The 13,800-nt window shown below is 41.4% G+C and carries 11 protein-coding genes; 8 read left to right on the top strand and 3 right to left on the bottom strand.

The annotated features are described in order from the left end of the window. Nucleotides 1-4: 4 nt before the first annotated feature. Nucleotides 5-946, top strand: coding sequence for an NAD(P)H-dependent glycerol-3-phosphate dehydrogenase (locus KV40_RS07900; protein WP_036479679.1), 942 nt, complete (start codon nucleotides 5-7; stop codon nucleotides 944-946). Between the two features lie 140 nt (nucleotides 947-1,086). On the opposite strand, the gene KV40_RS07895 is transcribed toward KV40_RS07900, so the two are convergent. Further along, entirely contained in the window at nucleotides 1,087-2,001 is a 915-nt protein-coding gene (locus KV40_RS07895) for a LysR family transcriptional regulator (protein ID WP_036479676.1), read from the bottom strand. Between the two features lie 124 nt (nucleotides 2,002-2,125). Here KV40_RS07895 and KV40_RS07890 point away from each other — a divergent pair, with 124 nt between their 5' ends. The 3 genes from KV40_RS07890 (at nucleotide 2,126) to KV40_RS34785 (ending at nucleotide 4,317) form a co-directional block, all read left to right on the top strand. Next, a complete protein-coding gene (locus KV40_RS07890; RefSeq protein WP_072013796.1) occupies nucleotides 2,126-3,142 on the top strand; it encodes a YeiH family protein in 1,017 nt (338 codons plus the stop codon). An 87-nt stretch (nucleotides 3,143-3,229) separates the two neighbouring features. Continuing rightward, nucleotides 3,230-4,042 (top strand): IS630 family transposase, encoded by an 813-nt coding sequence (locus KV40_RS34110; RefSeq protein ID WP_156113982.1) that lies wholly within the window; start codon nucleotides 3,230-3,232, stop codon nucleotides 4,040-4,042. Further along, a complete protein-coding gene (locus KV40_RS34785) occupies nucleotides 4,036-4,317 on the top strand; it encodes a transposase (RefSeq protein ID WP_156113981.1) in 282 nt (93 codons plus the stop codon). The genes KV40_RS34110 and KV40_RS34785 overlap by 7 nt, the downstream gene beginning before the upstream one ends. Before the next feature lie 13 nt (nucleotides 4,318-4,330). Here the strand turns inward: KV40_RS34785 and KV40_RS07880 are convergent, their stop codons facing one another. Further along, nucleotides 4,331-6,268 carry a LysR substrate-binding domain-containing protein gene (locus KV40_RS07880; protein ID WP_036479674.1) on the bottom strand — a complete coding sequence of 646 codons (1,938 nt, stop codon included), beginning with the start codon at nucleotides 6,266-6,268 and terminating at the stop codon, nucleotides 4,331-4,333. Between the two features lie 220 nt (nucleotides 6,269-6,488). Between KV40_RS07880 and KV40_RS07875 the strand changes: the two genes are divergently transcribed. The 4 genes from KV40_RS07875 (at nucleotide 6,489) to KV40_RS07860 (ending at nucleotide 10,714) form a co-directional block, all read left to right on the top strand. Beyond that, a complete protein-coding gene (locus tag KV40_RS07875; protein WP_036479671.1) occupies nucleotides 6,489-8,198 on the top strand; it encodes a fumarate reductase/succinate dehydrogenase flavoprotein subunit in 1,710 nt (569 codons plus the stop codon). A gap of 218 nt (nucleotides 8,199-8,416) precedes the next feature. Beyond that, nucleotides 8,417-8,644: a ferredoxin family protein gene (locus tag KV40_RS07870; protein ID WP_036479668.1), complete on the top strand. Its 228-nt coding sequence runs from the start codon at nucleotides 8,417-8,419 to the stop codon at nucleotides 8,642-8,644. Nucleotides 8,645-8,684: 40 nt separating this feature from the next. Beyond that, nucleotides 8,685-9,653 carry a HEAT repeat domain-containing protein gene (locus KV40_RS07865; RefSeq protein WP_036479666.1) on the top strand — a complete coding sequence of 323 codons (969 nt, stop codon included), beginning with the start codon at nucleotides 8,685-8,687 and terminating at the stop codon, nucleotides 9,651-9,653. 50 nt (nucleotides 9,654-9,703) lie between these two features. Next, nucleotides 9,704-10,714, top strand: coding sequence for an Mrp/NBP35 family ATP-binding protein (locus tag KV40_RS07860; RefSeq protein WP_036479664.1), 1,011 nt, complete (start codon nucleotides 9,704-9,706; stop codon nucleotides 10,712-10,714). Nucleotides 10,715-10,957: 243 nt separating this feature from the next. Here the strand turns inward: KV40_RS07860 and KV40_RS07855 are convergent, their stop codons facing one another. Continuing rightward, nucleotides 10,958-13,090, bottom strand: coding sequence for a molybdopterin-dependent oxidoreductase (locus tag KV40_RS07855; RefSeq protein ID WP_036479662.1), 2,133 nt, complete (start codon nucleotides 13,088-13,090; stop codon nucleotides 10,958-10,960). Between the last annotated feature and the right edge of the window lie 710 nt (nucleotides 13,091-13,800).

Raw genomic sequence — 13,800 nt, 5'->3', positions numbered from 1 at the left:
AACAGTGAGTTTTCAACTTAGCAAAGTTACTATTTTAGGAACTGGGGTTTGGGGTTCGACGTTAGCCAATATTCTTAAAAACAACGGACACAAAGTATTAACCTGGTCGCGAAGCAGCGAGAAAACTTTAGAATCTGTGGTAAAAGAGGTAGATATTGTAGTTTCTGCGGTTGCTATGAAAGGAGTAAGACCGACAGTAGAAAAACTTCAGGCAATAAATATTTCTTCCAAATTAATTATAGTCACGGCGACTAAAGGTTTAGACTCCGATACCACTCATACCCCATCTAAAATTTGGCAGCAGGCTTTTCCTGAAAATCCTGTAGTAGTCTTATCAGGTCCCAATCTATCTAAAGAAATTCGACAAAACTTACCTGCCGCAACCGTAACTGCTAGCCGAGATTTAGCTGCTGCCGAAACCGTACAAGAAATTTTTGCTTCAGACACTTTTAGAGTTTATGTCAACGACGATCCGATTGGCGCAGAACTAGGTGGAACTTTAAAAAATGTAATTGCGATCGCTGCTGGAGTCTGCGACGGAATGCAGTTGGGAACTAATGCTAAAGCTGCGTTGATAACTCGTTCTCTACCAGAAATGATTCGTATCGGTACTCGCCTGGGTGCTAGAGGAGAAACTTTCTTTGGTTTGTCTGGTTTGGGAGATTTAATTGCCACTTGCGATAGTTCCTTATCTCGTAATTATCAAGTAGGTTACGGATTAGCCCAAGGCAAGACTTTAGAAGAGATTTTAGCAAATATAGAAGGAACTGCTGAAGGCATTAACACCACCGAAGTCTTAGTTAAAATTGCTAACGAGCGAGCTATTGCCATACCGATTGTTCGTCAGGTCTATCGACTATTGAAAGGAAAGATTACCCCTGAAGAAGCAATTCAAGCCTTAATGGCAAGAGAGTTAAAGCCAGAATTTTGCGATTTGGAATTATAACGTTATTTGATTGCGATCGAGAAATTTACCAAATTTTTAAACAACTTCCCGATGGCGATAAACATAATCGATCGCGCCTTTGCTATTAGCAAACTTAAAATAGATTTATGGTAGCTGCGTTAGTTTATTTCCACGAGCTACTAATAATTTAATAACTGTGTAAATGCTTGAGAAATAAGAGTTTGAAATCGCTGTCGATGTTTTAGTCGAACAAAGGAACGAGCAATTTGAGTGGATGCTCCTAATTCTTCAATTTGAACTGAGCGAAGGCTGTTTAGCTGCAATTCTTTTTTAATCATCAGTTCTGAAATTGCCGTTACGCCAACACCGTCTTCAACAACAGCTTTTACCATCTCACCGCTACTCATTGCCAGAACGACATTTAAGTCTTTAGGGTCAATACCCCATTCTCTTAGAGCCTGCTCGAATACCGCTCTGGTTCCCGAGCCAGGTTCGCGCATCACCCATGTGGTTTGAGTAAGTGCTGTTAGAGAAACTCTTGGAGTTGAAAACCAAGGATGAGATTGACCGACAACAATAAGAAGGCGATCGCTACTAATGGTTTCTATTTCTAGAGCATCGATCGCTGAGGAACTGACGTTTCCTTCAACAAAGCCCAGATCGAATTGTCCCTCGACCGTTCCCGTAATGATTTCTGCGGTATTGCCCAATGTACAGTAAATTTCAATACCAGGATACTGACGCTTAAATTCGCTAATTTTATTAGGTAGCCAATAGTTGCCGATAGTGAGGCTCGCGCCTAATTTTAGTTCGCCTCGTTGTAAATTATTCAGTTCCCGCAAGCCGCGTTCGGTTAAATTGACCTGCTCTAAAATCTTTTGCGCCTCAATTTTGAGTAATCTACCTGCTGCGGTGATCTCAATATGGCGACCAATGCGATCGAATAGCTTCAATCCGTAGTGTTCCTCTAAATTTTGGATTGCCGAACTGACAGAGGATTGGGTCATGTAGAGTACTTCAGCAGCACGGGTAAAATGCATCTGCTCTGCTACAGCAAGAAAGATTCGGAGTCGATCGAGCGTTATACCTGTCATTGTTATGTGTATGCGAAAGAAAAATTATTAATCGATTTTATCGATTGAATTGACAGAAAAGAACGTTTGCTTCGATGAATAAAATTTCTTACGGTGAAGTCGATCCCTCATAACGCTACAGATTATGGAGACTTCACAAGAATCTAAACTGGTTTTGGCAGTACAGAATACACTACAGCGTTCGATAACCCTGCGGTTTACACCGCAGCAAGCATTATTTCTGGGTATTGCCAGTTTTTCACTTACAACCTGGATTTCGCCGCCCTTAGCTCTGACATTGGGAATGGGAGTGGCATTAACGATTCAAAATCCGTTTCAGCGCACTAGCCGCTGGATGGCTCGACAACTTTTACAAATCTGCGTCATCCTGCTTGGTTTCGGCATGGATTTAGCGGTCGTGGTACGAGCGGGACAGAAAGGTGCTTTGTTTGCGGCAATCGGCATTGGCATATCATTGTGGCTAGGGCAATGGTTGGGCAAGCGGTTAAAGATTCCAGCGAAAACATCGGTGTTAATTTCTGTAGGAACTGCGATTTGCGGGGGGTCGGCGATCGCGGCAGTTGCTTCAGTTATCGGTGCGGCAGAACAAGAAATTTCGCTGGCAATAGGCACAATTTTTTTGCTCAATGCTGCCGCTCTATATATTTTTCCGCTGCTGGGACACCTCTTACACTTAACGCCAGACCAATTTGGTACTTGGGCAGGTATCGCAATTCACGACATTTCTAGCGTTGTGGGTGCGGCATCGCATTTCGGGACGACAGCATTAGACACGGCAACGGCAGTCAAACTATCTCGTACACTCTGGATCGTACCGATTTCGCTCTTTTTTTCCTGTTTATTTCAGAGCCGACGGACAACAGAATCACACCAAGCTCCTACGATTCAAATTCCCTGGTTTATCGGTCTATTTTTACTAGCATCTCTCATGCGATCGCTCGTCCCCAGTGTCGCTAACTGGTCGCCTATCTTAACGCAGTTTTCAGAAGCTGGATTGAAGCTAACGCTATTTTTTATTGGAACGGGGCTATCTATACAGACTCTGAAAGTTGTGGGTTGGCAAGCGATCGCCCAAGGAATTGTATTATGGATTGTTATGAGTGTTAGTTCACTTGGCTTTATTTTGTGGATGATTCACTAAATACATTTACAACTCTATTTGCTTCTTATACTAAATCCGATTACCAAAGTACGTGTAAAATAGAGAGAAATAACAAAAAAATGTTAAATGCCAAAAACAGCTTATTTAGCCAAGCATTTTAGTTCGAGTGAGCTTAAAAAAAAATATCTTAAAAGTAAAGACTCCGTAGAAGCTAGAAGATGGCATCTGCTGTGGAAAATATCTTTGGGATGGACAATAAAAAATAGCGCGCTCGCTGTGGGATGTTCTTATTCTTATGGTCAAAAGATTCTTAGTCGATATAACCTTTATGGAGAAGAAGGGGTCAAGAATTGCAAAAATCAAACCAGYAATCATGCTAGAGGAAAAAAAAGGTTATTATCGCAACGACAGTTAGAAAAACTAACAAGAGCGATCGAGAATAAGCCGCCAGATGGAGGAATCTGGACAGGAACGAAAGTGGCTCGCTGGATTGAAACAGAAACGGGAAAAGAAAAAGTCTGGAATCAGCGAGGTTGGGACTATCTAAAAAAGTGCGGTTACTCCTGGCAGAGTCCAAGACCAACACATAAAAAAGCGGATAAATTGGAGCAGGAAATATTCAAAGCTAACCTCCCATTGAAAGTTGAAAAACTAGAACAAGAAAATCCAGGCGTACAAATAGATCTATGGTTTTTTGATGAGCATAGAATAGGATTAAAACCAATACTCAAAAAGGTTTGGTCAAAAATTGGTAATCGACCCGAAGCGGTCGTACAACATCGCTACGAATGGTTGTATGTTTATGGATTTGTGAAACCGAAAACTGGGGAAACCTTGTGGTACTTAATTCCAAGAGTTAATACAAATTGGCTTAATTTGGTCGATCGACAATTTGCGATTGATGCTGGAGTTAGTAATCAAAAAAAATTATCTTGGTAGAAGATAATGCGGGTTGGCATCGAAGTAAAACAGCCATAATTCCTTCAGGAATAGAAATTGAATTTTTACCTCCCTATTCTCCCGAATTACAACCTGCCGAAAGACTTTGGCAGTTGATAGATGAGCCATTGGTAAATCAATATTTTGAAACTATTAATGAGATTGAAAATATTTTATTAGAGCGTTGCTGTCTAGTCAGTGAAATGAAAGATGAAGTTCATAAGTTGACCAATTATCATTGGCTTAAAAACACCACATGTTTACATACTTTTTAAATCGGATTTAGTATTAGTTTTGTCTTGCTGTTTGCAGAAATTCTGGCTCCACCCAGCGATTTAAGTTAATTTTCCCCAAATGTTTGACTGTGGGAATCGATTTAAGTTGAGCGATATGACTTTCTAGCCAGTCTTGACGGATTTGCCAATCTGTTACAAACAGACTCGAAGCTTCGGCTTGAGTAGAACTGAGAATACTTCCGAGAATTTGCGGCTTAATTTTTGTCCACTGGCTTATTAATGAAAATGCCGAAGGGGTATTGGCAAGCCAATATTGGGCAGCCATCAAAGCTTTGAGATAACCAACTACTATTTCGGGATATGCCTCGGCAAAAGATTGGCGCACTACGACACCATAAAAACCTGGTAAACCGCTGGTATTCTCGTTATACAAATACTTAAAATTACCGCGAACGCTTGCTAGTTGGTGGAATGGAGAGAAATAAGCATATCCTGCTGCTATTTCTGACTCTAGTGGTGCTTCGATCTGAGAATTTTTTAGGGGAAAAAGCTGTACTTCTGAGAGTAAATTGAGATGGTAAAGGGTTCTGAGTAACATGCCATGAGCGGAAGAACCAAAAGGAAGTGCTACGGTTTGTCCCTGCAAATCTTCAATAGTTTCGAGCTTAGACGTTTGAGGAACGATAACCGCGCTACCTTCCCCGTTGGGAGAGATAGAAACAAAGCTGACTAAAAGTGTAGGTTCAAATTGCTCGTTATTGCCTTGAGTCGCACTCTCAAGTAGGGGATAGTCTCCTAGAATGCCGAAATCTAATTTTTTTGAATGTAAACCTTTGACAATTGGCGTTCCCAGAGAAAAATTATGCCAGTTAAGCTCGTATTTGACCCGAGCGTAGCGACCAGTACGGGGTAAAAAGTGTTCGAGTAAACCCAAACGCTGCACGATTAACCCTGCGGTAACGGTAGGAACTGTGATGTTTTGAATGCCAAGATCGATCGCAATAGTCTCTTGAGATTGTGTGCGCTGGGCATAAACTGGCGTTTTCATTTTGGGAACCGATAAGGCAGGCTCGCAATTACTTTTTGGAGTTGTCTGAGTAGAAAGTAAAGTCAAAAATTTACTTGCAGGATTGTCTCGATAGCTATTGCTCTGTTGTGATACTGATGCATATATATTTGCTGCTAGAGCAAATTCTTGCAGAGTAATTGCGGTTAAAGTTTGCGAATCTAACTCCCCTTGAAATTCTAAATCGGAAGCAAATCCTAAATAATTGCCTTGGGTTAGATAAGTTCGCATCAAACCAATCGTATCTACAATTTCTAGATTGGTAAAATCTGCTAGTTTTAAACCCAGTTCTGCAAGTCGAGATTCAAAAACTTGATGGCTGGCAAAGCGATCGCTTAATAATACCAAAGGTTTGTGTTTAATTTGAGGAAGAGAGAGCCAATTTTTTTCAGCCAAAGAATGACTGGATGCAACTAATAAACTATATTGAATGGAAGCAATTTCCTGCTGCAAAATTTCAGGACAATCGATAAATTTGGTTTCGGAAAAACTAAGGTCGATAATGCCTCTGTTAACTGCTCGATCGAGTAATTTGCTATCGCCAAAAAGTTTTAAATGGATTTTAATTTGAGGATATTTTTGGCGATACTGATAGATTAATTGAGGTAGCCAGCAGCTAGCTAAACTATGAGAACTACCAATAGTCAAACAGGATGATTTTAGCTGTTTGAAATTTTCCAGTTTTTTGCCAATTTCTGCTTCTAGTTCGACTAATTTTCTCCCTTCATTTACTAGGTAATTACCAATTTCAGTAAGCTGTATTTGTCTGCCTTGGCGATCGAATAAAGGTGTTTTTAATTCTGCTTCTAAAGATTTTATTTTGGCACTAACTGCAGGTTGAGTAAGATTTAAAACTTCAGCAGCTTCAGTAAAACTCAAACAGCGAGCAACTTCTAAAAAAACTTTTAATTGATATATTTCCATCTTATTAAATTACTCATCAAAAAAATTTATCGAGCGATATCAAAGTTTGATAAATGATTCGGTGTAAATGAGGCAGAATTTAAACAAGGAATTTCTAGTTTCATATTGGCAAATAACAAAAATCTCTAGCAAAATATAACTTAATTTTGTTTGGTCGGGCTTTTTGCATCTTTACTCTATTTGTCTTTATCAAACCTCACTTTCAAACGGAGAACAGTACATGACGAACACCCAGCATCTCAAGACAGACGTTCTGATAATCGGCGGAGGTACGGCAGGGACAATGGCAGCGATTAAAGCCAAACAAGCCAACCCCGAAGCCGAAGTACTAATTTTAGAAAAAGCCAATATTCGACGTAGTGGTGCGATCGCCATGGGCATGGACGGAGTTAATACTGCCGTGATTCCAGGTAATTCTACTGCCGAACAATACGTCCGCGAAATTACCATTGCCAACGATGGCATCCTCAATCAAAAAGCCGTCTATCAAACGGGAAACTTAGGCTACGAAGTCATTAAGGAATTAGATAGTTGGGGTGTTAAATTTCAAAAAGACACCTATGGTAACTACGATCTCAAACAGGTTCATCGAGTTGGTAAATACGTGTTGCCGATGCCAGAAGGCAAAGACCTCAAAAAGATTCTCACCCGTCAGGTCAAACGGCACAAAGCCAAAGTGACCAATCGAGTAATGGCAACTCGCGTTATGGTCAAAGAAGGCAGAGCCATTGGCGCAGTGGGTTTTGATGTTCGCAATGGCGATTTTGTAGTTATTCAAGCAAAAGCAGTGGTTCTCAGTACGGGAGCTTGCGGCAGATTGGGACTACCAGAATCGGGCTATCTGTACGGCACTTATGAAAACCCCACTAATGCAGGCGACGGCTATTCAATGGCGTATCATGCAGGCGCAGAATTAACCAACATTGAATGCTTTCAAATCAATCCCTTGATCAAAGATTACAATGGTCCTGCTTGTGCCTACGTTGCCAGTCCTTTTGGAGCATACACGGCTAATGCCGAAGGGCACCGCTTCGTCAATTGCGACTATTGGAGCGGTCAAATGATGCTGGAAGTTTGGAAAGAGTTACACTCTGGTAAAGGTCCAATCCAACTGAAAATGACCCATCTAGATGAAGATACTATCTCCGAAATTGAAACAATCTTGTGGGCAAATGAGCGTCCTAGTCGAGAAAGATTTCATCAAAACCGAGGGGAAAACTACCGCACTCACGGGGTAGAAATGCACATTTCTGAAATCGGCTTGTGTAGCGGACATAGTGCTTCGGGAGTCTGGGTCAATGAAAAAGCCGAAACTACAGTAACAGGATTGTATGCTGCGGGAGATATGGCTTCCGTTCCTCATAACTACATGATTGGAGCTTTTGTTTTCGGTCGTCTTGCTGGCACTAATGCAATGGAATATGCGGCAGATGTAGAACATTTAGAACCCAATGCCGATTGGTTGGCAGCAGAAAAAGAGCGCATTTATAAACCCCTGCAAAATCCCGATGGTGTTCCCCACACCCAGGTTGAATACAAACTCCGCCGCATCGTTAATGACTATTTACAACCACCAAAAAATCCCCACAAAATGGAGATTGGCTTAAATAAATTTGTCAACTACTACGACAGTTTAGACATCATGGGAGCTAGAGATCCCCACGAACTCATGCGCTGTATGGAAGTTCACTTTATTCGCGACTGTGCGGAAATGGCAGCTAGAGCTTCTTTGTATCGTAGAGAAAGCCGTTGGGGACTCTATCATTACCGCATCGATTATCCAGAGAAAAATAATGATGAGTGGTTTTGTCACGTCAATCTCAAAAAAGAAGCTGACAGCATGACTCTCTTTAAGCGTCCCGTCGAACCATATATTGTCGATGTCAATTTAGAGAAAGAAGTCTACGACGTAAAGGTAACTACAGCTTAGAAAAATTAACCGTAGGGTGGGCAAACCACAATTGTCGTTAATTAATAGAATTTTGATGGCGATTTGCCCACCACACTTAAAATATCCATTTCAAAATATCCATTCCCAACCAAACAACATCTTAGTAAGGTGGGCAAACCTACCTGATTATGAATTAGTCAAGTTTTAGATTGAGATTTGCCCACCCTACCCGTTAACCACCAACTACTAACAAAATTATGGCTTTAACTACTCAGCGCGCTGATGTTCCCGTAATCGTAGATGAATCTAAATGTTTGGAAAAATGCCGTGCCTGTATTGAGGTTTGTCCTTTAGATGTTTTGGCAAAAAATCCAGAAACGGGCAAAGCTTATATGAAATATGACGAGTGCTGGTTTTGTTTGCCTTGTGAAAAAGAATGTCCGACCAATGCAATTACGGTACAAATTCCTTTTTTATTAAGGTAAAAGCTCGCTTTTTGATTATTTAAAAATTAGGATTATTTTCATGTACGATGATATAAATGAAGAATTGAAACCATGGGTGGAAATGCTTCAGTCTTCAGAAGTAGAAGACCGCTTAGTAGCAGTCAAAACCTTGCAACACATTGGAGATGAAGAGGCAATTATGCCTTTAATTCAGGCTTTAGAAGATGAAAATACGTCTGTCCAGAAGCTTGCTATCATAAGCATTTGGGAACTTAACAATCCCATCGCCATCAAACCATTGATGATCTGTTTGCGATCGCCTGATGAAGAAGTTAGAAAGGAAACATTATCGGCATTAAAAGAATTGATTGCCCCAGCAGATCTGATGATGCTTCTAGATGCGGTTCAAGAAGACAACTTTTATACACAGCTTAATGTACTAATTTTGCTGCGAAAGATACACGACGCGCACGCACTACCTTATGTAGTACCGTTTTTTGAATCGTCGAGAGAGGAACTACGGGAAGCAGCTATAACTACCCTACGCTACCTCAATCAGGTAGAAACCTGTCCACCCGCTCTAGCTTTGATGAACGATAGAGCCCCAAAGGTGCGTCGGGAAGCCACTTTGACTTTAGGACATCTAAAAGATGAGTCAGTAGTTGAATTACTTTGTCAAGCTTTAACTCAAGATCCCGACTGGCAAGTACGCGGTAGGGCTGCTCAATCTCTAGCTCTACACCAAGATACTAGTTCGATCTCATCTTTAGGCAAAGCCCTGACAGACGAACACTGGCAAGTACGTAAGTTTGCGGCTCGAACCCTGCAAATAGTTGCCGACGAAAGCGTTATCCCCGCTTTAATCAAATGTCTTACCGACGAATACTCTGATATTCGTCGCGATGCGGCGATCGCGCTGGGCAATATCGGTAACACCGATGTTTTAAATGCTCTCCAGCAAACTTTAGACGACCCCGATGCTGACGTGCGGATCTTTTCACAACGGGCGATCGACAAAATTTGCCAACAACCAACCGCCATTAATTAATTTTCATCAATTATTATTGTACGGGCGATTCGCGAATCGCCCCTACCCGTATGACTAACAACCACGAACAACAAACCATTCAACTACTCAAGCAAATTATCGAACCCAATCTCAATAACGATCTGGTGAGTTTGGGCATGGTACGCAATCTAAAAGTGGTAGAAGATTATATTTACCTCAAACTATATGTAGGTTCTCATCAATTCGATCTCAAAGATAAAGTACAGGCTGCCTTATCTCCGCTAGATTGGTGTAAAAAAGCCTATATCGAGGTTTGTTCTATTCCTGGGGTGAGAATTACCCTAGCAATTTCTAGTGGCAAAGGAGGGGTAGGCAAATCTACCACCTCAGTTAATTTAGCAATGGCACTAAGCCAGTCTGGGGCTAAAGTTGGCTTACTCGATGCCGATGTCTACGGTCCCAATATCCCGCAAATGCTGGGTTTAAAACACTCAGGGGTTCGGGCGATTGATACTCCACACGGACAAAAATTTATTCCCTTAGAAGCTCATGGAATTAAAGTAATTTCTGTAGGCTCGCTCGTCGAACCAGAACGCCCTTTAGCTTGGCGAGGTCCCGTACTGCACAAACTTATTACTCAGTTTCTTAACGATGTCGAATGGGGCGAATTAGACTATCTGCTTATCGATCTACCTCCAGGTACGGGAGATGCTCAAATTACCATCGTGCAAGAAAGTCCCATCTGCGGTGTAGTGATGGTAACGACTCCCCAAAAAGTAGCTCTATCTGACGTGCGTAGGGGAGTTTATATGTTTCGTCAGGTAGGCGTTCCCGTGTTGGGTATCGTTGAGAATATGAGTTATCTAGAAGATGCGACGGGGAAACGCACGCCGATTTTTGGTAGCGGTGGCGGCGAACAAATTGCTGAGGAATTATCAGCACCATTACTCGGACAAATTCCTCTCGATCCTTGTATCTGTAGTGGTGGAGATGCAGGAAAACCAATTGCACTAAGTCAGCCAGATTCTATTGCTGCTAGAACTTTCAGTCATATTGCCGTTGCTTTGAGTCAAACTTTTAAAATAGCTGTTGAAGCTTAGGATCGCGATCGCCTTTAAAGGTTTGTTCTTTTTAAAAACTACCACAATCTCTGAATGGATATAAATCGAAAACTTCATCTATTCCCACGATAGGAATTTGCTCTACTATAGAGCAGCGACTCTGCTTCTGGAATAGATTCCATTCCCGTCATTAGTAGTTTATTTTTCGTTAACTTATCTCATAATTTTGAAAATGAGCAATCGCATCTCGTTCGGTTAAACCACAAATTCCTGGCTAAGTTATCAATCTACAGCTTCTACTTCCACTAGAGAATCACCAACTGCTGCGGTATGCCCCATGTCCGTAAACATTGCAGAAGTTGCTGCATTGACCGTATTGTTTGCATGGCTAATCTTGCGCCAGTATCCTAGTGGTGCCACTACTACTCCTTCCCGTGTCATATCATTAAGGGTTGCAGGTACTTGAAAAGCTCCTCTGTCATTGTAAACTTTGACCATTTGTCCTTCAGCAATATTGCGTTTGCCAGCATCGTTGGGATGAATTATTACTTGTGGTTCGCCCTGAAGCTTAGCGTGTTTGGGCAGGTTAGCAAAGCAAGAATTTATAAACTGATGGGGTTTGGCAGACATCAAGCTAAGGGGATAGCGACTAGCTAAATCGGGATTGCTTTGTGAAGATTCTCGCTGCGGCGTGTAAGTTGGCAGAGGATCGACAGGTTCGCCTGGTTGGTATTCTTCAAACCCCTGGCGAAAAGCAGGCAGAACAAAGTTGCTATCTACTTCCATGCTAGATAAGAATTCGCATTTACCCGAAGGAGTGGGAAAATTCCCTTCAGCATGAGGAACTGGCTCGATTTTTAATTTGGCAAAGCCTTGGGATTTTAACAACTCTAAATCGATGCCTTCCATAACGGGAGATGACCAGTCCAGTACTTCCATCACTAGCTGTTCGTCACTAAGTTTGAAACATTCTTCTTCAAAACCCATGTGTTCTGCCAAACGTCGAAATAGCTCTGTGTTGGGTATGGCTTCTCCCAATGGTTGAATAGCGGCATCATTTAAAGTCACATAAGTATGACCCCAAGAAAACATTAAATCCAAATTTTCTACTTGAGTGGTAGCTGGTAAGACTATATCGGCATAATCTGCTGTATCCGTAAAGAACTGCTCGCTGACTACGGTAAACAAATCGTCGCGGGCAAGACCTGCAACAATTTTATTTTGTTCTGCGGCTTGAGTTACGGGATTACAGTTGTAAACGAACAATGCTTTGACTGGTGGATCGAGAGGAATTTCTGCGTTCAAAATACGACCCAATTGCCACTGATTGAGTACTCGCGTTCCAGGTTTAATAAAATGAGGGCGATGAACCACATCCCAGCGTATGGGAAAGGGCCACATAGGTGCTTGCAACATTCCACCTCCTAAATGTCGCCAGGAACCAACTAAGGCTGGCAGACAACTAATAGCGCGAATTCCTTGCCCTCCTCCAGCCTGTTTCTCTAGAGCAACACCAATCCTTACTACAGATGGTTGTGTTGTAGCAAATTCTCTAGCAAGCGTAACAAGATCGCTAACGGCAAGCCCTGTAATACTAGCAACCTTTTCTGGAGGATAGTCTTGGACGCGCTGCTTGAGTTCGGCAAAACCAACAGTATACTGTTCGATGTAATCGTCATCGGTCAAATTTTCGTTAATAATAACGTGTATCATTCCCAGTGCCAAAGCTCCATCTGTACCAGGTCGTATAGGAAGATGCAAATCCGATTGCTTGGCTGTTCGAGTTCTTACTGGATCGATTGAGACTAACTTGGCTCCATTCTTACGCGCCTCTTGGATAAAGGGCCAGAGGTGAACGTTGGTGCTAAGAGCATTACAGCCCCAAAGAACGATATATTTGGAGTGACGGAAGGTATCTGGATCGGTTCCGTGAGTGGGACCATAGGTCATTAGGTATGCAGTGCTGGTACAGGAAATGCACATAGTACGCTCGGTGACGGTTGCTCCCAAACGGTTGAAAAAGGCATCCCCAACGGTCAACCCATTGAGTAAACCTTCATGACCTAAGTAACTACAGGGCATAATTGCTTCTGTCCCATATTCAGTAATTATTTGTTGGAAACGACTGGTTATTTCATCTAAAGCTTCATCCCAACCGATCCGTTCAAACTCACCACTTCCCTTTGCCCCTACTCGTCGCATGGGATACAGCACTCGCTTTTCGCTATAAACGCGGTCGAGATAGTCACTTACTTTGCCGCACAATGTTCCCCGTGTAAATGGATGGTCTGGGTTGCCTTCTACCCTAATGGCTCGATCGTCTTTAACTGTTACTAGCATCGAACAAGTATCGGGACAATCGTGAGGACAAGCTCCACGAACAATTTTTGTCTGCTTGCTGACTGTACCGACCATAAATTTAGCTCCTAAATTTTATCGAAGAATTTTTTGAACGAGGAATGTGTAAAATACAAATGAATTACTTAAAAAGCAAACTCAATCTTGTTCGATCGCTTATTTAATTTAATATTATTTTTCTGATGCTAAAAGCTATTAATTTTGAAAAATGTTAGTGACACTACCGTTTGATGCGAGTATCAACAAGTAATGACATTAAAGTTCTAGCACTCTGTGGCGATCGCTCTATATTAGATTATTTAATTGTTGGTAAAGTTTTTAAATAATCTAACTTAATTCGATACTTTTTAAAGTTTCTTCACGGATAGTTGCCAAAGCTTGACGATTAATTTGCATGAACTATGGGGTCATAGTGTCATCGATATGGCAGGGACGAGGAAGCGAAATATTAATATCTTCTTTAATATGTCCTGGATTGACTCCCATAACCAATAGGCGATCGCATCTTACAAATTGAATAACAGCTAGATAATTTATTTATTTGATTAAGCTAAATATATCTATTGAAAATAGAGTTAAGTTTTATATTTTTGTATTGATTTTAGCTGCAAAACAAGCATTTCTTAATTAAATAAATATTTTAAGTTAAGTATAAAAAAAATATATCGTACCAATCAAAATATTTATCGATCGCCTCTCTTCGGTGTAGTCATTTTTACAAAAAAACGCGATCGCTCGTCATTTAATTATCTCAATTAAAGATATTT

The organism is Myxosarcina sp. GI1, assembly GCF_000756305.1.
In the GTDB taxonomy this organism is placed as follows: domain Bacteria; phylum Cyanobacteriota; class Cyanobacteriia; order Cyanobacteriales; family Xenococcaceae; genus Myxosarcina.
Note: the sequence above shows the minus strand (reverse complement) of the source record. Positions and strands in the feature narration are given on the sequence as shown.

Coding starts and splice junctions, on each gene's coding strand:
- KV40_RS07875 (WP_036479671.1), top strand. CDS start 6,489: ATGACGAACACCCAGCATCTCAAGACAGACGTTCTGATAATCGGCGGA.
- KV40_RS07870 (WP_036479668.1), top strand. CDS start 8,417: ATGGCTTTAACTACTCAGCGCGCTGATGTTCCCGTAATCGTAGATGAA.
- KV40_RS07890 (WP_072013796.1), top strand. CDS start 2,126: ATGGAGACTTCACAAGAATCTAAACTGGTTTTGGCAGTACAGAATACA.
- KV40_RS07880 (WP_036479674.1), bottom strand. CDS start 6,268: ATGGAAATATATCAATTAAAAGTTTTTTTAGAAGTTGCTCGCTGTTTG.
- KV40_RS07860 (WP_036479664.1), top strand. CDS start 9,704: ATGACTAACAACCACGAACAACAAACCATTCAACTACTCAAGCAAATT.
- KV40_RS07895 (WP_036479676.1), bottom strand. CDS start 2,001: ATGACAGGTATAACGCTCGATCGACTCCGAATCTTTCTTGCTGTAGCA.
- KV40_RS07865 (WP_036479666.1), top strand. CDS start 8,685: ATGTACGATGATATAAATGAAGAATTGAAACCATGGGTGGAAATGCTT.
- KV40_RS07855 (WP_036479662.1), bottom strand. CDS start 13,090: ATGGTCGGTACAGTCAGCAAGCAGACAAAAATTGTTCGTGGAGCTTGT.